The organism is Burkholderia sp. BCC1977 (assembly GCF_905339595.1).
In the GTDB taxonomy this organism is placed as follows: Bacteria; Pseudomonadota; Gammaproteobacteria; order Burkholderiales; family Burkholderiaceae; genus Burkholderia.
Map to the genome: position 1 here is coordinate 157993 of NZ_CAJPGQ010000010.1, position 22024 is coordinate 180016.

Here is a 22024-nt window from a genome sequence, read left to right on the forward strand (position 1 = left end):
ACGCGCGCCCGCCGGCGCGGCGCCGCACCGGCCCCGCGCGCAGGCGCCAAGCATGCTCCGCCGCGCCGATGAAACGCTACGAAACCCTCGCCCATACGATCGCCGACGAAATCCGCAACGGCAACCTCGCGGTCGGCACGCGCCTGCCGTCGCTGCGCCAGATCATCGCGCAGCATGGCGTGAGCCAGTCGACGGTGTTTCGCGCGTACTACCTGCTCGAACAGTGGGGGCTGATCCGCGCGCGCGAACGCTCCGGCTATTACGTCGCGCCCGGCGCCGGCCCGGCGGCGAACCCGCCCGCGAAACGCCGCGCGAGCCGCGCCGGCGCAACGCGCAAGGTCGACATCAACGATCTCGTGTTCTCGGTGCTCGACGCCGCGACGCAGCCCGGCATCGTGCCGCTCGGCTCCGCCTTTCCCGCGCCGCAGCTGTTTCCGCTGCCGCGCCTCGCGAAATCGCTCGCGCAGGCGACGCGGCTCGTCAGCCCGTGGAGCACGGTCGTCGACCTGCCGCCCGGCAGCGAGGCGCTGCGCCAGCAGATCGCGCGGCGCTATCTGGCAACCGGCGTCGCGCAGCCCGTCGACGAGATCGTCGTCACGAACGGCGCGCTGGAAGCGCTGAACCTGTGCCTGATGGCCGTCACGCGGCCCGGCGACGTCGTCGCGGTCGAATCGCCCGGCTTCTATGCGGCGCTTCAGGCGATCGAGCGGCTCGACCTGCGCGCGGTCGAGATTCCCGTCGATCCGCGCACGGGCCTCGATCTCGACGCGCTCGCGAACGCGCTCGACCGGCACGACATCCGCGCGTGCTGGTTCATGACCAACTTCCAGAACCCGACCGGCGTCACGCTGTCGCTCGACAAGAAACGCGCGCTCGTGGAGATGCTTGCCGCGCGCGAGGTGCCGCTGATCGAGGACGACGTGTACGGCGAGCTGCATTTCGGCCCCGACTACCCGCTGCCCGCGCGTGCGTTCGACCGGCACGGCCTCGTGATGCACTGCAGTTCGTTCTCGAAGACGCTCGCGCCCGGCTACCGGATCGGATGGGCCGCCGCCGGCCGGTTCGCGGAGAAGGTGCAGCGGCTCAAGCTGATGACCACGCTGTCGGCGAGCATTCCGGCGCAGGCCGGCATCGCGAACTATCTGGAGCACGGCGGCTACGACCGTCACCTGCGCAAGCTGCGCGGCGCACTGCAGGCGCAGCTCGCCCGCATGGACGACGCGCTGCGGCGCTGGCTGCCGCCCGGCGTCGAGTGGGTGCGGCCCGACGGCGGGTATTTCCTGTGGCTGTCGTTTCCCGATGCGATCGACGCGATGGAGCTGCACCGCCAGGCGATCGCGCGCGGCATCAGCTTCGCGCCGGGGCCGCTGTTCTCGGCCGCGCACGGCTTCGAGCGCTGCGTGCGCGTAAACTTCGGCCATCCGTGGAGCCGCGACATCGAACGCGCGATCCGCGTGCTCGGCGAACTGGTCGCCGAGCCGGCGGTACGCAAGGCCGGCTGATCGGGCATTGCGAGCAAGCTGCGCGCCGCCTGCAGCACGTCCATGCAGCGAAGCCGCGCGCGGGTTACATTGCTGATCCCGCCGCTCCTTCACGATTTCGCATGAGCCAACTGCCCTACCTCGATCACGACGCGTTGCTGAAACTGGCGGCCGAAGCGGCACACATCACGCAACCGTGCACGTGCACGAAAACATCGCTCGCCGGCTGGACGACCCTGCCGCTGTCGCTGCAGAACACGCAACTGACCGAAGTGGCGACGCTCGCGCCGCCCGACGACCCCGAGCCGACCTACGACGAATATCATCCTGCCGGCACGCGCTATGCGTCGGACGACGCGCCGATCGCGCCGCGCCATTTCCCGTACAACCGCTGCACCGTCAGCCGCTGCATGCCGTGCGGCCGTCTGTATCTGCGCTACCAGGAAGGCGGCGGCTACTTCATCGACCAGCGCATCCGCGCGCTCGATCCGGCGTTGATCGTCGACCCGCAAGCGCAAGCCTGAACCCGGCGCGGGCATGCGCCACGCATGCCCGACATTCGCCGGCGCGCCGGCGATCTGCTGCGCCCTTTTCGTCCCGATCTGCTGCTTGTCCCGCCGCCCCGCGTTCCCTACGCTGTCCCCTGTTGCCCGACACCCGTCGCAACGTCCCCTCCCGAGCGGCGCGCCCCCTGCGCCGCCGCTCCTCTCGCGTATCACGTCATGTACCGATATACCGATTTCGACCGGGCGCTCGTGCACAGCCGCGCCGCCCAGTTCCGCGACCAGCTCGAACGCTGGCAGCACGGCACGCTGAGCGAAGACGCATTCCGGCCGTTGCGCCTGCAGAACGGCTGGTACGTGCAGCGCCATGCGCCGATGCTGCGCGTGGCCGTGCCGTACGGCGAACTGTCGAGCGCGCAGCTGCGTGTGCTCGCCCGGATCGCACGCGACTACGACGTGCCCGACGACGCCACCTATCGCGCCGCCTGCGACGCGCAGGCGCTGCTCGGCACGCTGCGCCTGCCGACCCGCAACGCGCACTTCACGACCCGCACCAACGTGCAGTTCAACTGGATTCCGCTCGCGAAGGCGGCCGACGTGATGGACCTGCTCGCGACCGTCGACATGCACGGGATCCAGACCAGCGGCAATTGCATCCGCAACATCTCGTGCGACGAGCGCGCGGGCGTCGCGCCGGACGAGATCGCCGATCCGCGGCCGTTCGCCGAGGTGATGCGCCAGTGGACGACGCTGCATCCGGAATTCGCGTTCCTGCCGCGCAAGTTCAAGATCGCGATCACCGGCGCGGCCGAGGATCGTGCGGCGACCGACTGGCACGACGTCGGGCTGAAGCTCGTGCGCAACGACGCGGGCGAGCTCGGCTTTCGCGTGAGCGCCGGCGGCGGCATGGGCCGCACGCCCGTGATCGCGACGCTGCTGCGCGCGTTCCTGCCGTGGCAGCACGTGATGAACTACATCGAGGCGATCGTCCGCGTCTACAACCGCTACGGACGCCGCGACAACAAGTACAAGGCGCGCATCAAGATCCTCGTGAAGAGCGAGGGGCAGCGCTACATCGACGACGTCGAGGAAGAGTTCCGCCAGATCGTCGAGCATGACGGCGGCCCGCACACGATTCCGCAGGCCGAGTTCGACCGCATCGCGGCATCGTTCGTGCCGCCGCGCGTCACGCCGCGCACGCTCGACCTGCTGGACGTCGAAGCCCGCATGGCCGCCCACGCCAGCCGCCATCCGGCCTTCGCGCGCTGGCTCGCGCGCAACGTCGCCGCGCACCGCGATCCGGCGCTGCGCATCGTCACGCTGTCGTTCAAGCGCCGCCTGCAGGCGCCCGGCGACGCCTCGCCCGAGCAGCTCGACGCGCTGGCTGCACTGGCCGACCGCTTCTCGGCCGGCGAGGCGCGCGTCACGCACGCGCAGAACGTGGTGCTGCCGTGGGTGCACGTCGACGACCTGTTCCTGCTGTGGGAACACGCGCGCGCGATCGGCCTCGCCAGTGCAAACGTCGGACTCCTGACCGACATGATCGCGTGCCCGGGCGGCGACTTCTGCGCGCTCGCGAACGCGCGCTCGATCCCGATCGCCGACGCGATCGCCGAGCGGTTCCAGGATCTCGACATGCTGCACGACGTCGGCGACATCGACCTGCACATCAGCGGCTGCATCAACTCGTGCGGCCACCATCACAGCGGGCACATCGGCATCCTCGGCGTCGACAAGGACGGCGCGGAGTGGTACCAGGTGACGCTCGGCGGCTCGGACGGCTCGAGCGCGAGCGGCCCCGCGCGGCCGGGCAAGGTGATCGGCCCGTCGTTCTCGGCGGACGAGATCGTCGATGTCGTGGACGCGCTCGTCAACGTGTATCTCGACGCGCGGCGCGACGCCGACGGCCGCAGCGAACGATTCATCGACACGGTGCATCGCATCGGTGCCGAGCCCTTCAAGGCCGCGGCGAACGACGCACGTCACCAGGCGGAGCACGCATGAAACCGACCGACGAAACCTCGAGCGCGAACGCACGCATCCGGCTGCTGACGCCGGCCGAACACGCCGACGCGACGAACGCTCCCGACACCGCGACGCTCGCCACCCTGACGATCGGCAACGACGAGGAACTGCCGCCGCTCGCCGAGCGCATCGCGCAGACCGCGCGCATCGATCTGCATTTCCCGTCGTTCACCGACGGCCGCGCGTACAGCCAGGCCTATCTGCTGCGCAAGCGCTTCGGCTTCGCCGGCGACCTGCGCGCGACCGGCGAGGTGCTGATCGACCAGCTGCTGTTGATGGAGCGCACCGGGTTTTCGAGCGCGGTGCTCGGCGCCGATGCCGATCTGGCCGCCGCGCGCCGGCAGCTCGACCGGTTTCCGGGCTTCTATCAGCGCGATGCGAGAACGGCGGCGCCGCGGCAGGACGCGGCGGCGCCCGTCGAGACGCCGGCCGGGAAATGAAACAGGGCGGCCCGCAGGCCGCCCGTCCGAGATACCGCAAGCGCCGCGCCCGCCGCGAAGCGGGCGCCGGCGTTCAGCGCGCCGCCACCGGCTTGCCGAATGCGCCGAGGATCTTCTTCTCGAGCGCGATGTAATCGTGGCCGAAGTGGTGGTCGCCCCCGGTCTTGATCACGTCGGCACCGGTGTTCGCGAGCGCCGGACACATCGTGTCCTTCTCTTCCGCGCCGTAAAAGCACTGCACGAGCCGCGGCGGCACCTTCGCGATTTCCGGCGCGACCTTCATCGCCTTGTCGCTCGCCGGCATCCCGAGCCAGCCCGTCACGCGGATCTGGAAATCCGCCGCCGGCGCGAAGCCGAGCAGCGACATCACCGCGACCTTGTCGCGCAGGTCGGCCGGCAGCCGGTTGTACGCGAACGGCATCACGTCCGCGCCGAACGAGTAGCCGACCAGCGCCACGCGGTTCGCATGCCAGCGCGCCATGTAGGTGCGCATCACGCGCGCCAGGTCGCGGCTCACCTGGGCAGGCGGCTTCTCGCTCCAGAAGTAGCGCAGGCTGTCGATGCCCACCACCGCCACGCCGTCGCGCTGCAGCGCCTCGGCGATCGTCTTGTCGAGATCGCGCCAGCCGCCGTCGCCCGAGATCACGATCGCGAGGCGGTCGCTGCCGCCCTTGGCCGGCAGCTCGACGAGCGGCAGATCCGACACGTCCAGCTCGTCGCTGCTGCTGGTGTCGTGCAGGTGCGACGTGACGAGCGACACGAGCTTCGCGGTATCGCCGGCCGCGGCCGTTTCGACGAAACCCGGCATCGCGCGGCGCACGATCGTCGGATCGGGCGGGCATGGCTTGAAGCGCGCATCGAGCTTCGCGGCCGGACCGACCGACACGACGCCGGCGATCGTGTTCTCCGGCGCCATCGACAGGATCTGCTTCGCGATCGCGCCGCCCTGGCCCACGCCCGCGACGATCGGCGTGTAATAGCGCGCCGATTGCGCGAGGCGTTCGAGCTGGTGGCTGACCGCCTCGGCGTCGCCGTCGAGGTGGTGACAGGTTTCCTGCTTCGCGGCGAGGTTCGCCGCATAGCGCTCCGAATCCACGCCGACCGTCATCGCGCCCGCTTTCGCGAGCGCGTCGGCCGCCTGCTGATCGGCCGCGCCCCAGCCTCGCTCACGCGAGAACAGCACGACGAAGCCGCGCAGCGGGCCGCTCGGCTTCGTCACGATCACGGGGCCGTAGCGGCCGCCCGACACGGTTTCCGGTTTCGCCGCCGCCGGCTGCGCCGCCAACGCGGCGCCGGCCAGCATCATTCCCGCGCAGGCGACTGCCGCCTGCGCGATACCCTTCTTCAACGTCATGAACGCCGACCTCCAGCCAGCAGGGACAGATCCGCGAGCGTGACGAACACGCCGACCGAGCCCGAGGCCGCGAGATAACGCGGCTCCCAGTGCGGCTCGAACTTGCTCTTGAATGCACGCAAGCCACGGAAGTTGTAGAAGCGGCCGCCGAAGCGCCAGACCATCAGCCCGAACCGGTGCCACGGCGACGGCATCTTCGCCGCCCCCATCCCCGAGAACGGCGCGATGCCCAGGCTCAGCTTGCGGAACCCCGCTTCCTTCAGATGCAGCGCGAGCTGCGTAAACAGATACTCCATCGCATACGGCGACGCGTCCGGCAGATGACGCATCACGCCGACCGTCGCCTCGGTATTGAGGTCGGTCGTCATGAACGTGACGAAGGCGATCGGCTTGTCGGCCTGGCGCACCAGCATCACCGACTGCGTCGCGAGATAGCCGTCGTGGAACGCGGCCACCGAAAAGCTCTTCTCGCGCGCGTCGCGGCTGTCGAGCCAGCCGTCGGAGATGTCGCGCAGCGACGGCAGCGCGGCCGGCACGTCGGGCGGCGCGATCACCTCGACCGTCAGCGCGTCCTTGTCGCCGCGGCGCAGCGCGTAGCGCAGGTGCGACCGGTTCGAACCCTTCAGGTCGAACCGGTCGAGCGCGATATGGGCTTCCTCGCCGAGCTTCATCAGCGTGAGCCCGGCGTCGAGATACAGCGGCAGCGCGTTCGCGCGCACCTGGTAGAACGCCGCGCGGCCGCTGTGCGCGTGCGCCAGCGCGATGAACTTGCTGATCAGCGCCGGCCATTCCTCACGCGGCCCGACCGGGTCGTGCAGCGCGGCCCACGTGCGGCCGTTTTTCGCGTACATCAGGAACGCGCGACGCGATTCGGAAAACAGGAACGACTTGTCGCCCATCAGCGCGAGGCCCGCATCGCTGCATTCCTGCGCGCGGATGATCTGCTCGGCGTCGAGCAGGTCCTGCTCGGCGGGCTTCACGAAACGCCCGGGCGCCGGACGCAGCAATTGCCACAGCGCGAACATCGCGACGAACACGCCGGCCGCGAGCGTCGCGCGCAGCGCACGCGGCGCGCGCTCGTCGAACGCGAAATGCGACCACAGATCGCGGGTGTACGGCACGTCGCGGAACGCGAAGCACAGCACCCACACGGCGAGCACGAGCACCATCGTCACCGACACGAACCAGCTCACCGTGAAGCGTTCGGCGAGCAGCGACGAATGCCGGTTGAAGCGCCGGCGGCTGACGAGCAGCAGCACCAGCAGCGTGCCGAGCACGCCGGCCTCGACGAACGCGAGACCCTTCGCCAGCGACAGCGCGAGGCTCGCGAGCGTCAGCGCGAAGGTCATCCACCACGCCCCGTCCAGCCGGCGCAGCAGCCCGCGCGCGACGAACAGCAACGCGACGCCCAGCACGCTGCAGATCACCTGCGAGCCTTCGAGCACCCACAGCGGCACGATGTTGCGCAGGATCGCGATCCGGTGCCAGAACGCGGGCGTCGCGCTCGAGATCACCAGCATCCCGCCGACCGCGAAGGTCACGAGGCTCAGGAACACCGGCGCCAGTTGCGACACGCGCGCGGCCTGCCGCGTCACGAGCCGGCGGCGCAGCGCGCGGCCCTCGAACCCGGCCAGCAGGCCGGCCGACAGCACGAGCGGCACGCCGAAGTAGATCGCGCGATAGGCGATCAGCGCGGCGACCATCGCGTGCGCGGGCACTTCGCGGCCCAGCGTGAAGACCATCGCGGCTTCGAACACGCCGATCCCGCCCGGCGTATGGCCGATCATCCCGAGCAGCAGCGCGGCCGCGTACACGGTGATGAAGGTCGGGAAGCCGACCGGCGCCGCCGGCAGCAGCACCCACAGCGTCAGGCCCGCGGCCACGACGTCGAGCACCGCGTAGACGACCTGCGCGACGAGGTCGCGCCGTGCCGGCACATCGAACGCGAGCCATTTGAAGCGCGTGGCGACCGGACGCGCGCTATGGCCGCACATCGCGACCATGGCGGCCAGCACGACGAGCAGCGCTGCGCCGCTCCACGTGAGCACGCCGGGCGCGACATGCAGCATCGCCGCGAGCGTCTGCGGCACGCAGACCATGCCGACCGCCGTCATCAGCACCAGCGCGAGCGCGAGCGTGCCGCTGGTGAATACGGTCATCCGGCCGATCTGCGCGGGCGTGACGCCCGACACGCCGTACACGCGCGCGCGCACCGCGCCGCCCGTCAGCGCGCCGAAGCCGGTCGCATTGCCGAGCGCGGAGCCGGCGATCGCGCCGATCCACAGCGCGGCGCGCGGCACCTTCGCGGCGACGTAACGCAGGCCGACCGCATCGCGGGCGACGAGCGCGAGATAGCTGAGGGCCGTCGCGGCCAGCGACGCGCCCCACTCGCCCGCGGACATGTGGCGCAGCTGGCGGATCACCGACCGGTAGTCGACGGATTCGGACAGGTGCTGGAACACCACGATCAGCAGCAGGCCGATGCCGAGCGCGAGCAGCGGCGACAGCACGCGCTCGTTGCGGATCAACGCCGAGACACGGGCGATCGCCGCCGCGGCACGGCCGGGCGGACCTGGGTGGCGGGAAGACATAGATGGTTCAGTGGTGGTGCATAGCGTGTCGCGGCGCAAGGTGGCCTGGCGGCGACGAATCTGGTTGTTCTGCGTGGGCGGTCGGCCTGGGACGAAGGCAGGCGGCGCCTGGATCAGAACTTACGAGTATACGGAACTTATATTACAAAATCTTTCGGGCTCGCTCTGTGCGGTTTTGTGGTGCCGCGTGCATAAACGTCGTATCAATTCGGCAGCACAATCGCGCGCGAGGTGCGCATGATACCGGGAACCGGCGGGGTTTTTTCATCGGTTGAATGACTTGTGACGCATTTGGGAGAAATTCTCCCGGCCCGGCCGAGCGAACGAGGGCAAAACCGCGACCGGGCGCGGGATTCGGGGGAATGGGGACGGATATCGTGCCCGCCTCATGCGTCCGCATCACGCGCCCTTCGTCGCGCCCTTCGTCGCGCCCTTCATCGCTCCATCATCGCCCCCGTCACTTCGCCCGCTCGTGCGCCGCCAGCCCGATCGCCGTGTCGCGCGAGTCTGCGTCGGCCCGCTCCCGCAGCACGTCGATGAACGCGCGCAGCTTCGCCGGCACGTGCTTGCGATTCACGTAATAGAGCCACATCGGCGGCAGCGTCCGGCACGCGCCCGGCAGCACCTCGACGAGCGTGCCGCCGCGCAGGTCCGCCTCGATGCGCTCGCGCATGAACGCGAACGCGATGCCGACGCCCTCGCGCGCGGCATCGATCACCCCGTCCGCATCGTTCGTCACGAACACGCCTTCGGGATCGAGATCGACGTCGCGACGCCCGTCGTGCAGCAGCCACTTGTGCAGGCGCCCGCTCTCCGAGAACCGGAAACGGATGCACGCATGGCGCTCCAGCTCGGCGATCGACGCGGGCGTGCCGTGCCGCGCCAGATAGCCGGGCGACGCGACCAGCGCGCAGGTCAGCGCGGGCGCGATCCGCACGCCGATCATGCCGGGCTGCAGCCGGTCGGCAAGACGAATCCCCGCGTCGAAGCCCTCCTTCGCGATATCGACCAGTTCGTTCTCGTAGCGGATCTCGAGCCGGACCTTCGGATAGCGCGCACGGAACGCGGCCAGGATCGGCGCGATCACGAGCGAGCGCGCGAGCGGCAGCGCCGTGACGCGCAACAGCCCGCCCGGCTCGCCGCGCACCTCCTTCAGCGCGTCGCGCGCCTGCACGACCTGCCGGTACGCGGGCTCCGTCTGCTGCCGGTAATGCTGGCCGGCTTCGGTCAGGCTCACGCCGCGCGTGCTGCGGTTGAACAGTTTCACGTTCAGCTCGCCCTCGAGCTGGCCGATCGCCAGGCTGACGGCGGCGGGCGTCAGGCCCAGCGCGGCGGCCGCGCGCGTGAAGTTGCCGGCCGTCGCGACGCTCATGAACACGTGCAGCCCGGCCATCGGATCGCGTCTGCTCATCATTAAAAAAACTTGAAACTCCTTCGAGCGGAATGCCGATTCTCCCATATACGGGAACTGCCTACACTAGCCCGGTCGTCCCCCACCGGAGTATCGAATGGATCCGCACCACAGCCCCGCACTGCCGCTCGCCGCCGTCCGGCAGACGCTCGACACCGCGCTCGCGCAGGCCGCGTCGCTGCAGGTCGCCGGCGTATCGGTCGCGATCGTCGACGCCGGCGCGAACCTGCTCGCGTTCCTCCGCACCGACGACTGCTTTCTCGGCGCGATCGACCTCGCGCAACGCAAGGCGCTGACGGCGATCCGCTTCCGCGCCTCGACCGGCGCGCTCGGCGAGATGTCCGGCGACGGCCCGCTGCGCGGGATCGAGCACAGCCACGGCGGGCTCGTCACGTTCGGCGGCGGCGAGCCGCTCGTCGACGGCAGCGGGCGCTGCGTCGGCGCGATCGGCGTGTCGGGCGGCAGCGTCGAGCAGGACGACGCGATCGCCCGGCACTGCCGCGATCGCTTTCACGCAACCTTTCCCACCTCAAGGTAAGTACATGGCACAGAAACGCATTCTCATCACCGGCGCGGGCACCGGCTTCGGCCGCGAAGTCGCGCTGCGGCTCGCGCAACACGGTCACGCGGTCACGGCCGGCGTCCGCACGACCGCCGAGATCGACGCGCTGACGGACGCCGCCAAGCAGCGCGGCACGGCATTGCGCGCGGTGAAGCTCGACGTCACGTCGGCTTACGACCGCTCCCGCGCGGCCGAGCTCGACGTTGACGTGCTCCTGAACAACGCGGGCGTCGGCGAGGCCGGCGCGCTGGTCGACCTGCCGGTCGAGATCGTGCGCGAGCTGTTCGACGTCAACGTGTTCGGGCCGCTCGAACTCACGCAGCAGATCGCCCGCGGCATGCTCGCGCGCGGGCACGGCAAGATCGTGTTCGTGTCGTCGATCGCGGGGCTGATCACCGGGCCGTTCACGGGCGCCTATTGCGCGTCGAAGCACGCAGTCGAATCGGTCGCCGAGGCGATGCATGCGGAACTGGCGCCGCACGGCATCCGCGTCGCGGTCGTGAACCCGGGCCCGTACAGCACCGGCTTCAACGACCGGATGATGGAAACGCCGCAACGCTGGCGCGATCCGGCCGTCCATACCGTGACGCCCGAGCGGCTGACCTTCCCGCTCGAGCAGCACGATCCGGAGGAAATGATCGCGAGGATGGTCGACGTGATCGAAAACGATGGCGGCGCGTTCCGCAACCTGCTGCCGCAGTCGTCGGAAGCGTTCGTGCGCGCCGAGCAGGCGCGCGCGTGGGAACGGCAGCAGTAACGCAGGCCGGCGGCGGCCGGCGGGTCACTCAGGAACGCCACGCCCGCCACCCCGCCTGTCGCGCGCGGCGTTCTCCGTCGACGGCCCGCCCGACGGCGCAAACCGTCGCAGGCCAACCCGTCGCCGAAGTCGGGCCCGCGGGCCGGCGGGCCGCGTCAAGCCGCGCCGCCCGCGGTCAGTACACGTCCCGCATGTAGCGCCGCGCCTTCGAGAGCTTCGCGACGTAGTCGTTCGCGGCTTCGTCCGACATCCCGCCGTGCTCGGCGACGACCGCCTTCAGCGCGGTATCGACGTCCTTGGCCATCCGCGCGGCGTCGCCGCACACGTAGAAGTGCGCGCCTTCCTCCAGCCACTTGTACAGCTCGGCGCCCTGCTCGCGCATCCGGTCCTGCACGTAGATCTTGTCGGCCTGGTCGCGCGAGAACGCGAGATCGAGCCGCGTCAGGAAGCCGCTGTCGCGCATCGCGCCCAGTTCGTCGCCGTAGTAGAAGTCGGTCTGCGCATGCTGCTCGCCGAAGAACAGCCAGTTGCGTCCGCGCGCGCCGCGCGCCTGCCGCTCGTGCAGGAAACCGCGGAACGGCGCGACGCCGGTGCCGGGGCCGACCATCACGACCGGCACGTCGCCGTTCACCGGCGGCCGGAAATGCGCGGACTTCTGCACGAACACCGGCACGCGGCCGTCGTCCGCGCGATCGGCGAGGAAGGTCGACGCGACGCCTTTGCGCGCGCGGCGCCCGTTGTGATAACGCACGGCCGACACCGTCAGGTGAATCTCGCCCTGGTGCGCGCTCGGGCTCGACGCGATCGAATACAGGCGCGGCTGCATGCGCTTGAGCATCGACACCAGCTCCGTGCCCGACAGATCGACCGGGAACTCGTGCAGCACGTCCGCGAGCTGTTGCCCCCACAACCATTGCTTCAGGTCGGCCTTGCGATCGTCGCCGAGCAGCGCCTTCAGCGCGCCGTTCGCGCTGCGCGACGCGATGAACGCGAGCGTGTCGGGGTGCGGGCGCGTGATGTCGAAGTGGCGCGCCAGCGCATCGCCGAGCCGCACGTCGCCGACGCCCGCGACCGACACGGGGGCGTCGGCCTTCAGCGCGGTGACCGACAGCAGTTCGTCGACCAGCTCCGGGCAGTTGGTCGGCCACACGCCGAGCGCGTCGCCGGTTTCGTATTCGAGGTTCGCGCCTTCGGTCGACAGCGACACGTAGCGCGTGTCCTTCGCGGCGCCCGGCCGGTTGAGCCGCAGGTTCGCGACGAGCTTCGACGGCGCCGGATGCGCCTTGGTCGGCAGCAGCCCCGACGCGCTCATCCCGGCGGACGGCACCGCGTGCAGCGCGGCATCCGCTTCCTTGATGCGGGCGACCACGCGTTCGAGCCACTGGTCGGCATCGCTTTGGAACTCGACGTCGCAATCGACGCGTGCGCACAGGCGCGCCGCGCCGAGTTCCGCGAGCCGCGCATCGAGCCGGCGGCCGTGCCCGCAGAACTGGTCGTAGTTGCGATCGCCGAACGCGAGCACCGCGAAATGCACGCCGTCGAGGCGCGCGGCGCTGCCGGCCTGCAGCGCGTCCCAGAACTCGCTGCCGTTGTCGGGCGCATCGCCGTCGCCGAACGTGCTCGTCATCAGCAGCACGTATTGCGCGCCGGCCAGCGACGCGACCGGATAGTCGGACATGCACGCGGTGCGGATCTCGAAGCCGGCGTTCATCAGTTGCGTCGCGTAATCTTCCGTCAGCGATTCGATGTTGCCGGTCTGCGACGCCCACAGCAGCACGACCTTCGGACGCGTGCGCACGATCCGCACGCCGCCGGGCGCGGCGGCCTCGGCCGGCAGCGCGGGCGCCGCGCCATCCGCCGTGTGGGCCGGCACCGAGCGGCTGAACAGCCCCGCGAGCATCCCGTCGAGCCAGAACCGCACCGGCGGCGCGAGCGGCGCGCCGGCCGGCAGCACCGGCACGCTGCCTTCGCGCCGGCCGGCGCTCGCCTTCAGCCCGCTGACGAGGCCGGCCACGTACAGGCGCTCCGCATCGGAGAGCGGCGGCGGCGCGAGATCGGCCACGCCGAGCGCGGCCGCGAAAGTGTCGAGGTCTGCCATGTCGGATTCCTGTGAAGCCGTGATCTGCACCGTCTCCGGCGCGGGCCGCGCGTCGGCAGCGGCGGCATCGGGTCGCGCCGTGTCGTCGTCGGCGGACGCGAACGCGTCGGTGTCGACGCGCGTCAGCGCGACCGCGCAATATTTCAGTTCGGGTTGCTGCGATTCCGGATCGATCGCGTCGTTCGTCACCGCGTTGATGCACAGGTCGTCGCCGTACACGTCGTTCCAGTGCATCGGCGCGAAGCAGTTGCCGCGCTGCACGCGCTCGGTCACGACGGCCGGCAGCACCGCGCGGCCGCGCGCCGAGCGAATCTCGACGCTGTCCCGGGTGGCGATGCCGAGCGCGCTCGCGTCGTCCGGATGCAGTTCGACGAACGGGCGCGGGTTCAGCTTGTTCAGCATCGCAACCTTGCCCGTCTTCGTCATCGTGTGCCATTGATGCTGCAGCCGCCCGGTGTTCAGCACGATCGGGAACGTGTCGTCTGGCAACTCGGCCGGCGCGACGTGCGGCCGCGCGAAGAAGCGCGCCTTGCCCGACGGCGTCGGGAACGCAACGCGCGGCACGTCGTGCCCGTCGGCCGCCGGGCGCAGCGTCTGGCTCACCCCGTCGTTCAGGTAGCGGATCGGATGCCGCTCACGCGCGGTGCCCGGCGCGACCGGCCATTGCACGGGGCCCTCGCGCAGCGCCGCATGGCTCGCGCCGCGCAGGTCGTAGCCGGTCGCCGGATTCGAAAAGCGCACGATCTCGTCGAACACGTCGGCCGCCGACGCATAGTCGAACGCATCGCCGAAGCCCATCGCGCGCGCGACTTCCGCGACGATGCGCCAGTCCGGCAGCGCGTCGCCGGGCGGCGCGACCGCGGCGCGCATCAGCGTCATGTTGCGCTCGGAGTTGATCATCACGCCGTCGCCCTCGGCCCACAGCGCGCCGGGCAACAGGATGTCCGCGTAGCGGTTGGTCTCGGTGTCGAGGAACGCGTCCTGCGCGATCACGAGCGCCGCGGCCTGCAGCCCCGCGATCACGTTCTGCCGGTTCGGCACGGTCGCGACCGGATTCGTGCAGACGATCCAGCACGCCTTGATGTCGCCGGCCGCCATCCGTTCGAACAGGTCGACGGTGCCCTTGCCGGGGTCCTTGCGCAGCGTGCCGGCCGGCACACGCCACAGGTGCTCGACGAAGCGGCGGTCGTCGTCGGACAGCACCGAGCGCTGGCCCGGCAGGCCGGGGCCCATGTAGCCCATCTCGCGTCCGCCCATCGCGTTCGGCTGGCCGGTCAGCGAGAACGGTCCGCTCCCGGTGCGGCAGATCTTGCCCGTCGCGAGATGCAGGTTGCAGATCGCGTTGGTGTTCCACACGCCGTGCGTGCTCTGGTTGAGCCCCATCGTCCAGCAGCTCATCCATTCCTGCGCGTCGCCGATCCATTGCGCGGCCGTGCGGATGTCGGCTTCCGCGAGCCCGGTGATCCCGGCGACACGTTCGGGCGTGTAGTCGGCGAGGAACGCGGGCATCGCGTCCCAGCCTTCGGTGTACGCATCGATGAACGCGGCATCGGTGCGGCCGTTCGCATGCAGCAGGTGCAGCAATCCGTTGGTCAGCGCGAGATCGGTGCCCGGCCGGATCTGCAGGAACAGGTCGGCCTTGTCGGCGGTGCCGGTGCGGCGCGGATCGACGACGATCAGCTTCGCGCCGGCCTTCACGCGATCCATCATCCGCAGGAACAGGATCGGGTGGCAGTCGGCCATGTTCGCGCCGATCACGAAGAACAGGTTCGCGCGGTCGAAGTCCTGGTACGACCCGGGCGGGCCGTCCGCGCCGAGCGACTGCTTGTAGCCGGTGCCCGCGCTCGCCATGCACAGGCGCGAGTTCGACTCGATGTTGTTGGTGCCGACGAAACCCTTCGCGAGCTTGTTCACGAGGTATTGCGCCTCGATCGACATCTGCCCCGACACGTAGAACGACAGCGCGTCGGGCCCGTGCGCGTCGAGCACCGCGCGCAGCCGCCGCGCGGTCTCGGCGATCGCGTCGCGGGCCGGCAGCGGCACGAGGTCGTCCTCGCGCGCGCGCCGCACGAACGCGCGGTCGAGCCGCCCGGAGCGGCGCAACGCGACGTGCGCCGACGAGCCCTTCGTGCACAGCCGCCCGAAGTTGGTCGGATGATCGGAGTCGCCGGACACCTTGACGACTTCGTCATCCTCGACGTGCAGCACCATCCCGCAGCCGACGCCGCAGTACGGGCACACGCTCTTGACGGGGGTGGCGGTCATGCGTGCTCCAGGGTGCTCAGGCGGCGATCCACACGAAACCGTCCTCGACCCGCGACGGATACGCGCTCACCGATTGCTCGGGCGATTCGAGGCATTCGCCGGTCCGCAGGTCGAAATGCTGCTTGTACAGCGGCGACGCGACCACCACGCGCTCGCCGAGGCTGCCGATCAGCCCGCGCGACATCACGGCCGCCTGCGACACCGGGTCGACGTTGTCGATCGCGAACACGCCGCCGTCGGCATGCGCGACGTGAAACACCGCGACCTGCTCGCCGTTGACGAGCGCGCACACGCCGGTGTTCGGCACGATGTCGTCGAGCGGGCACACACGGGTCCAGGACAGGGGAAGACGATCGTTCATGATGGGCTCCTTGGTAAAGACGCTGGTGTCGGTCAGGGTCAGACGGTTGCGGGTTCGGCGACGACGGGGATCGAAACCGGCTTGCCGCCCGCGCGCTCGTCGGGCGTAGCAGGCCGGATCTGGCCGCGCGTCTCGACGAACGCGATGGTCGCGTCCGGCGCGTCGCTGTTCACGAAGTGGCGGAAGCGCTTGCGCGTTTCCGGATCGGTGACGGCCTTCTTCCATTCGCATTCGTAGGTGTCGACCACGTGCTGCATGTCGGCCTCGAGTTCGGCCGCGATCCCGAGCCTGTCGTGCACGACGACGTCGGTCAGGTAGTCGAGCCCGCCTTCGAGGTTGTCGCGCCACACGCTGGTGCGCTGCAGCCGGTCGGCCGTGCGCACGTAGAACATCAGGAAGCGGTCGATGTAGCGGATCAGCGTGTCGCGGTCGAGGTCGGACGCGAGCAGTTCCGCGTGGCGCGGCTTCATCCCGCCGTTGCCGCACACGTACAGGTTCCAGCCTTTTTCGGTCGCGATGATGCCGACGTCCTTGCCCTGCGCTTCCGCGCATTCGCGCGTGCAGCCGGATACGCCGAACTTGATCTTGTGCGGCGTGCGCAGCCCCTTGTAGCGGTTTTCCAGGTCGATCGCGAGACCGACCGAATCGTCGACGCCGTAACGGCACCATGTCGAGCCGACGCACGACTTCACGGTGCGCAGCGCCTTGCCGTACGCGTGCCCCGATTCGAAGCCGGCCGCGATCAGTTCTTCCCAGATCGACGGCAGCTGCTCGACGCGCGCGCCGAACAGGTCGACGCGCTGGCCGCCCGTGATCTTCGTGTACAGACCGTACTTCTTCGCGACCTGACCGACGGCGATCAGCCCTTCCGGCGTCACCTCGCCGCCCGGCATGCGCGGCACGACCGAGTACGTGCCGTCGCGCTGGATGTTCGCGAGGTAGTAGTCGTTCGAATCCTGCAGCCCCGCATGCTCCTTCTTCAGCACGAACTCGTTGAAGCACGACGCGAGGATCCCCGCGACGGCCGGCTTGCACACGTCGCAGCCGAGCCCGTGGCCGTGCTTCGCGAGCAGTTCGTCGAAGGTCGTGATGCGCTCGACGCGGATCAGGTGGAACAGCTCCTGGCGCGAATGCGGGAAGTGCTCGCACAGATGGTTGTTGACCGCGAGGCCCTGCTTCTTCATCTCGGCCTTCATGATCTGCGTGACGAGCGGCACGCAGCCGCCGCACGACGTGCCCGCGCCCGTGCACGACTTCAGCGCGCCGAGGCTGGTCGCGCCGTCGGCCACCGCCGCGCAGATCTGCGACTTCGACACGTTGTTGCACGAGCAGATCTGCGCGCCTTCCGGCAGCGCGTCGACGCCGATCGCGGGCTTCGCCGCGCCGTCCGACGACGGCAGGATCAGGAATTCCGGCGACTCGGGCAGCTCGATGCGGTTCAGCATCATCTGCAGCAGCGTGCCGTATTCGGCCGCGTCGCCGACCATCACCGCGCCGTGCAGGAACTTGCCGCAGTCCGACACCACCAGCTTCTTGTAGACCTGGCGGCGCTCGTCCGCGTACTGGTAGGTGCGGCTGCCGGCCGTCGCGCCGTGCGCGTCGCCGATGCTCGCGACGTCGACGCCCATCAGCTTCAGCTTGGTGCTCATGTCGGCACCGGCGAACGCGGCGTCGGCCGCAGCCGCGACGTCGCCGCCGAGCTGCTTAGCGACCACGCGCGCCATGTCGTAGCCCGGCGCGACGAGGCCGTACACCATCCCGTTCCAGGCCGCGCATTCGCCGATCGCGTAGATGTCGGCGTCGCTCGTGCGGCACGCGTCGTCGATCGCGACGCCGCCGCGCGGGCCGATTTCGAGGCCGCACGCCCGCGCCAGTTCGTCGCGCGCGCGGATGCCGGCCGAGAACACGATCATGTCGGTGTCGAGATGCGAGCCGTCGGCGAACGCCATCCGATGCGTGCCTGCCTCGCCGTCGACGATCTCGAGCGTGTTCTTGCCCGTATGCACGGTCACGCCGAGCGACTCGATCTTCGCGCGCAGCATCCGGCCGCCGCCGTCGTCGACCTGCACCGCCATCAGCCGCGGCGCGAATTCGACGACGTGCGTGTCGAGCCCCATGTCGCGCAGCGCCTTCGCGCATTCGAGGCCGAGCAGCCCGCCGCCGATCACCACGCCGCGCTTCGCATGCGTGCCGCACGCCTGCATCGCCTCGAGATCCTCGATCGTCCGGTACACGAAGCAGCCCGCGCGATCGCGGCCCGGCACCGGCGGCACGAACGGACGCGAGCCCGTCGCGAGCACCAGCTTGTCGTACGCGAGCGTTTCGCCCGACGCGAGCGTGACCGTGTGCGCGGCTCGGTCGATCGACGCGACCCGGGCGTTCAGGCGCAGGTCGAACTGCGGATGACGCGCGAAGAAGCCGGGCTCGACGAGCGACAGGTCGTCGGCCGACTTGCCCGCGAAGAATTCCGACAGGTGCACGCGGTCGTACGCCGGGCGCGGCTCCTCGCCGAGCACCGTGACCTGCAGCGCGCCCGCCGCGCCGGCTTGCGCGGCGACGCATTCGAGCAGCTTGTGGCCGACCATCCCGTGGCCGATGACGATGAGTTTCATGATGACGGTTCCTTCGGTCGATCAGTTCGCGGCGTTGGCGGCGGCCAGCGCGCGGTCGCGCAGCTCGGCCTCGCGTGCCTTGTGTTCTTCGCTGAAGCGCACGGCCATCGCGCACAGGGCGGTCGCCGTGACGGCGAGCCCGAGCAGGCTCAGCGTGTGCTGCACGTCGCCGACGCCCTTCAGCAGGAAGGCCGCGGCCACCGCGCCGACGTTGCCGCCCGCACCGACGATCCCCGCGACGCCGCCGAGCGCCTTGCGGTCGATGAACGGCACGAGTGCATAGGTCGCGCCGCAGGCCATGTGCGTGAAGAGGCCGAAGGTCAGCATCGCGACGAGCGCCATGCCGATGCCTTGCGCATGCGAGAACCAGATCAGCCCGAGCCCTTCACCGACGATCAGCGCGCACAGCAGCGTCGCGCGCACGTCGAGGCTGCGGTGCGCGGCGATCTTGTCCGACAGCCAGCCGCCGAGCGCGCGGGCGAACAGCGCGAGCAGCCCGAACAGGCCGACCGCGAAGCCGGCGTCCTTCAGCGACAGGCTGAAGTGATCGACGTAGTACAGCGCGGCGATGTTGTGGATGAACACCTCGACGCCGAAGCACGCGCCGTACGTGACGAACAGCATCCACACGCGATAGTTGCCGCACGCGGCGAAGAAGCTCGCCCAGCCGCCCTTCTTGCCGCTGTCGACCGTCACGCCCTGCTTGCGCAGCGCGACGAAGTCGCCTTGCGGGCAGTCCTGCGTGAAGCGCCAGTACGCCCAGGCCATCGCGAGCATCGCGACGCCCGGCACGACGAGCGCGATGCGCCACGACGCGTCGTCGCCGAAGCCGAGCATCAGGCCGGCGGCGACCAGCAGCGGCATCATCGCCTGCGTCGCGCCCGCGCCGGCGTTGCCCCAGCCGGCCGTCGTCGCGTTCGCGGTGCCGACCACGTTCGGCGCGAACATCACCGACGTGTGGTACTGGGTGATCACGAAGCCCGCGCCGATCGCGCCGATGCCGAGCCGGCAGAGCAGGAACGTCAGATAGTCGTGCGAGAACGACACCGCGAACACGGGAATCGCGCCGAGCACGAGCAGCCCGACATACACGCGGCGCGGGCCGAAGCGGTCGCACATCGGGCCGACCAGCAGCCGCACGGCGATCGTCGCGGCCACGGCGGCGATGTTGATGTTCGCGACCTGCGCCGCGGTGAGGTGAAATTCGCGCGCGATCAGCGGCATCAGCGGCGCGCACGCGAACCACGCGAAGAAGCACACGAAAAACGCCATCCACGTCATGTGGAACGCGCGCATCGGCGCGGTGCGGAAGCTGAAGAGATCGATACGGGTAGCTTTGTCGGTCATGTCATCCGCCAAACGAAAAACGGCGTCCTGCACACCCGGTCTCGTCGAGACCCGATGTGTAGGACGCCGTTGCCCATGAAGCCCGTTGCCGGGCGCGTCTGTAATCGGTACTGCGGACGAATCGCCGTTGATCCGCCCGAACCAGCTTACGCAAACGCCGTGCCATGTCGGCCCGAAACGCACGCGCAGCCCCGCCGCACAAGGCGCGCCGGCCGTCGTACGCATGGCTGCGGTGCGCCGCGTGCGACGCGTCGGGATGCAGCGAGGCACAGATGTGGTGCGCTGCAGCACTGTCGCCGTGCGACATCACGGTGCGCGCTGACGGGGCGCGATGCACGCCGATGCGGCATCGCGTGCGCCGCGGCCCCGCGGCCGCATGCGGGTCGGCATCCGTCGTGGCCGTCGCGCCGCGCTTGTCGCCGCGCTTGTCGCCGCGCTTGTCGCCACGCTTGTTGCTTCGCTCGCCGCCGGGTTCCCGCAGGTTGGCCCGGATATTGCTGATTCCTATCCACACACCGGCAACGGCGCCGGTGGGCAGTCCCCGCAAATCAGGCCCGCCGTCGCAGGCGGGCGCAGCAGATCAGGACAACGACGTCCCCCCGTGCCCGGCACGGCCGGATGTCGCGATCGCTTCGACCGCCCGCCGCCGCCGCAAGCAACAACGCGTTATCGACCGCCGCACGCACGCGGCACTGGAACACGACATGACGACTGGCAAAGTCACGCTGCTGGGCGCCGGCCCCGGCGATCCCGATCTCCTCACGCTGAAGGCCGCGAAAGCGCTGGCGGCCGCCGACGTGCTGCTGCTCGACGATCTCGTCGCGCCCGGCGTCGTCGAACTCGCGCCGCGCGCGCGCGTGATCCGCGTCGGCAAGCGCGGCGGCTGCCGCTCCACGCCGCAGGCGTTCATCGAGAAACTGATGCGCCGCTATGCGCTGCGCGGCGCGCACGTCGTGCGCGTCAAGGGCGGCGACGCGCTGCTGTTCGGCCGCGCCGGCGAAGAACTCGCGGCCCTGCGCGCCGCCGGGATTCCCGTCGAGATCGTCAACGGCATATCATCAGGATTCGCGGCCGCCGCGAGCCTCGGCATCTCGCTCACGCACCGCGAGCACTGCCAGGGCGTCACGTTCGTCACCGCACACCGCCAGGATCACGGCGAACCCGACTGGGCCGCGCTCGCGGCGACCGGCACCACGCTCGCGATCTACATGGGCATGAGCCGCGTCGACAGCATCGCGGCCGGCCTGCTCGCCGCGTTGCCCGCGTCGACGCCGGCCGCCGCCGTGCAATGGGCCGGCACGCCGCAAGAGCGCCGCTGGACCGGCACGCTCGGCGGCCTCGCGCGCGGCGTCGCGGCGGCCGGGCTCGGCAGCCCGGCCGTGATGCTCGTCGGCGCGGCGATCGGCGAAGCGGCGGTGCTGTGCACCGATGCCGCCGGCGAAGCGATGCTGTCCCGGGCCGCGTAATGCGCCGTCAGCACGCCCGTTCGGCTCACCGCGGCCGCGTTCGCGCCGGCTGCCGGGGATGCGCGCGCGATGTCCCGACCCCATCGCCATCCGTGCGCGCCCCGCAACCCCCGTTCAACCCTTGCACCGCAGTCAGTCCGTCCCTGTTCGCGTCATGAGTTCGCCCGTCCCGCCCGCACGCCTGCGCGTGCTGCTCGTCACCGACACCGACAAGCCGATCGGCGAGCTCGGCGACGCGCTCGCGCGCCTCGGCTACGAAATGCTCAACGACGTCGCGACGCCTGCACGCCTGCCCGCCGCCGTCGAGGAGCAGCGCCCCGACGTCGTGATCATCGATACCGATTCGCCGTCGCGCGACACGCTCGAACAACTCGCCGTGATGCACGCGACCGCGCCGCGCCCCGTGGTGATGTTCAGCCACGACGCCGATCAGGCGCTGATTCACGCGGCGGTCGGCGCCGGCGTCAGCGCGTATCTCGTCGAAGGGCTGTCGGCCGAGCGCCTCGCGCCGATCCTCGAAGTCGCGCTCGCGCGCTTCTCGCACGACGATGCGCTGCGCCGCCGGCTCGCCGACGTCGAGCGCGAGCTCGCCGAACGCAAGCTGATCGATCGCGCGAAGCGCCTGCTGATGGATCAGCGCCGGCTGTCCGAGCACGATGCGTATGCGTTGCTGCGCAAGCGCGCGATGGATCAGGGCCTGCGCATCGTCGATGTCGCGCGGCAACTGCTCGATGCGACCCACCCGTCATGA

General features: G+C 70.1%; 16 protein-coding genes. 8 read left to right on the plus strand and 8 right to left on the minus strand.

Annotated elements, in window-relative coordinates; all coding sequences use genetic code 11:
- The first annotated feature begins 68 nt into the window (after positions 1–68).
- The 4 genes from U5771_RS11645 (at position 69) to U5771_RS11660 (ending at position 4449) form a co-directional block, all read left to right on the plus strand.
- Positions 69–1502 carry a PLP-dependent aminotransferase family protein gene (locus tag U5771_RS11645; RefSeq protein WP_322024101.1) on the plus strand — a complete coding sequence of 478 codons (1434 nt, stop codon included), beginning with the start codon at positions 69–71 and terminating at the stop codon, positions 1500–1502.
- Between the two features lie 101 nt (positions 1503–1603).
- Positions 1604–2005, plus strand: coding sequence for a hypothetical protein (locus U5771_RS11650; protein ID WP_322024102.1), 402 nt, complete (start codon positions 1604–1606; stop codon positions 2003–2005).
- Between the two features lie 198 nt (positions 2006–2203).
- On the plus strand, positions 2204–3988 hold the full coding sequence (locus U5771_RS11655; protein WP_322024103.1) for a nitrite/sulfite reductase: 1785 nt from the start codon (positions 2204–2206) through the stop codon (positions 3986–3988).
- Positions 3985–4449 carry a DUF934 domain-containing protein gene (locus U5771_RS11660; RefSeq protein ID WP_322024104.1) on the plus strand — a complete coding sequence of 155 codons (465 nt, stop codon included), beginning with the start codon at positions 3985–3987 and terminating at the stop codon, positions 4447–4449. Before U5771_RS11655 ends, U5771_RS11660 begins: the two co-directional genes overlap by 4 nt.
- Positions 4450–4522: 73 nt before the next feature.
- Here U5771_RS11660 and U5771_RS11665 read toward each other — a convergent pair whose 3' ends face one another.
- The 3 genes from U5771_RS11665 to U5771_RS11675 form a co-directional block, all read right to left on the minus strand.
- Positions 4523–5803: a virulence factor family protein gene (locus tag U5771_RS11665; protein WP_322024105.1), complete on the minus strand. Its 1281-nt coding sequence runs from the start codon at positions 5801–5803 to the stop codon at positions 4523–4525.
- Positions 5800–8394, minus strand: coding sequence for a bifunctional lysylphosphatidylglycerol flippase/synthetase MprF (mprF, locus tag U5771_RS11670; protein WP_322024106.1), 2595 nt, complete (start codon positions 8392–8394; stop codon positions 5800–5802). Before mprF ends, U5771_RS11665 begins: the two co-directional genes overlap by 4 nt.
- 457 nt (positions 8395–8851) lie before the next feature.
- Positions 8852–9805 (minus strand): LysR family transcriptional regulator, encoded by a 954-nt coding sequence (locus tag U5771_RS11675; RefSeq protein WP_322024127.1) that lies wholly within the window; start codon positions 9803–9805, stop codon positions 8852–8854.
- A gap of 97 nt (positions 9806–9902) precedes the next feature.
- Here U5771_RS11675 and U5771_RS11680 point away from each other — a divergent pair, with 97 nt between their 5' ends.
- Both U5771_RS11680 and U5771_RS11685 read left to right on the plus strand, forming a co-directional pair.
- Positions 9903–10343, plus strand: a complete 441-nt coding sequence (locus U5771_RS11680) for a heme-binding protein (RefSeq protein WP_322024107.1) — start codon at positions 9903–9905, stop codon at positions 10341–10343.
- A 4-nt stretch (positions 10344–10347) separates the two neighbouring features.
- Positions 10348–11124: an SDR family oxidoreductase gene (locus U5771_RS11685; RefSeq protein WP_322024108.1), complete on the plus strand. Its 777-nt coding sequence runs from the start codon at positions 10348–10350 to the stop codon at positions 11122–11124.
- 175 nt (positions 11125–11299) lie between these two features.
- On the opposite strand, the gene U5771_RS11690 is transcribed toward U5771_RS11685, so the two are convergent.
- Genes U5771_RS11690 through U5771_RS11710 form a run of 5 tightly spaced genes read right to left on the minus strand, consistent with a single transcriptional unit; the run spans position 11300 to position 20354 of the window.
- Positions 11300–15487: a bifunctional nitrate reductase/sulfite reductase flavoprotein subunit alpha gene (locus tag U5771_RS11690; protein ID WP_322024109.1), complete on the minus strand. Its 4188-nt coding sequence runs from the start codon at positions 15485–15487 to the stop codon at positions 11300–11302.
- Positions 15488–15503: 16 nt separating this feature from the next.
- Positions 15504–15848, minus strand: coding sequence for a nitrite reductase small subunit NirD (gene nirD, locus U5771_RS11695; RefSeq protein WP_014899114.1), 345 nt, complete (start codon positions 15846–15848; stop codon positions 15504–15506).
- Between the two features lie 38 nt (positions 15849–15886).
- Positions 15887–18460 carry a nitrite reductase large subunit NirB gene (gene nirB, locus U5771_RS11700; protein WP_322024110.1) on the minus strand — a complete coding sequence of 858 codons (2574 nt, stop codon included), beginning with the start codon at positions 18458–18460 and terminating at the stop codon, positions 15887–15889.
- Positions 18461–18481: 21 nt separating this feature from the next.
- Positions 18482–19807, minus strand: a complete 1326-nt coding sequence (locus U5771_RS11705) for an MFS transporter (protein WP_322024111.1) — start codon at positions 19805–19807, stop codon at positions 18482–18484.
- A 1-nt stretch (position 19808) separates the two neighbouring features.
- Complete coding sequence (locus U5771_RS11710) at positions 19809–20354, minus strand: hypothetical protein (RefSeq protein ID WP_322024112.1); 546 nt, start codon at positions 20352–20354, stop codon at positions 19809–19811.
- A gap of 157 nt (positions 20355–20511) precedes the next feature.
- On the opposite strand from U5771_RS11710, the gene cobA reads away from it, so the two are divergent.
- Entirely contained in the window at positions 20512–21273 is a 762-nt protein-coding gene (gene cobA / locus U5771_RS11715) for a uroporphyrinogen-III C-methyltransferase (RefSeq protein ID WP_322024113.1), read from the plus strand.
- 154 nt (positions 21274–21427) lie between these two features.
- A complete protein-coding gene (locus tag U5771_RS11720) occupies positions 21428–22024 on the plus strand; it encodes an ANTAR domain-containing response regulator (RefSeq protein WP_322024114.1) in 597 nt (198 codons plus the stop codon).

Coding starts and splice junctions, on each gene's coding strand:
- U5771_RS11645 (WP_322024101.1), top strand. CDS start 69: ATGAAACGCTACGAAACCCTCGCCCATACGATCGCCGACGAAATCCGC.
- U5771_RS11650 (WP_322024102.1), top strand. CDS start 1,604: ATGAGCCAACTGCCCTACCTCGATCACGACGCGTTGCTGAAACTGGCG.
- U5771_RS11655 (WP_322024103.1), top strand. CDS start 2,204: ATGTACCGATATACCGATTTCGACCGGGCGCTCGTGCACAGCCGCGCC.
- U5771_RS11660 (WP_322024104.1), top strand. CDS start 3,985: ATGAAACCGACCGACGAAACCTCGAGCGCGAACGCACGCATCCGGCTG.
- U5771_RS11665 (WP_322024105.1), bottom strand. CDS start 5,803: ATGACGTTGAAGAAGGGTATCGCGCAGGCGGCAGTCGCCTGCGCGGGA.
- mprF (WP_322024106.1), bottom strand. CDS start 8,394: ATGTCTTCCCGCCACCCAGGTCCGCCCGGCCGTGCCGCGGCGGCGATC.
- U5771_RS11675 (WP_322024127.1), bottom strand. CDS start 9,805: ATGAGCAGACGCGATCCGATGGCCGGGCTGCACGTGTTCATGAGCGTC.
- U5771_RS11680 (WP_322024107.1), top strand. CDS start 9,903: ATGGATCCGCACCACAGCCCCGCACTGCCGCTCGCCGCCGTCCGGCAG.
- U5771_RS11685 (WP_322024108.1), top strand. CDS start 10,348: ATGGCACAGAAACGCATTCTCATCACCGGCGCGGGCACCGGCTTCGGC.
- U5771_RS11690 (WP_322024109.1), bottom strand. CDS start 15,487: ATGACCGCCACCCCCGTCAAGAGCGTGTGCCCGTACTGCGGCGTCGGC.
- nirD (WP_014899114.1), bottom strand. CDS start 15,848: ATGAACGATCGTCTTCCCCTGTCCTGGACCCGTGTGTGCCCGCTCGAC.
- nirB (WP_322024110.1), bottom strand. CDS start 18,460: ATGAAACTCATCGTCATCGGCCACGGGATGGTCGGCCACAAGCTGCTC.
- U5771_RS11705 (WP_322024111.1), bottom strand. CDS start 19,807: ATGACCGACAAAGCTACCCGTATCGATCTCTTCAGCTTCCGCACCGCG.
- cobA (WP_322024113.1), top strand. CDS start 20,512: ATGACGACTGGCAAAGTCACGCTGCTGGGCGCCGGCCCCGGCGATCCC.
- U5771_RS11720 (WP_322024114.1), top strand. CDS start 21,428: ATGAGTTCGCCCGTCCCGCCCGCACGCCTGCGCGTGCTGCTCGTCACC.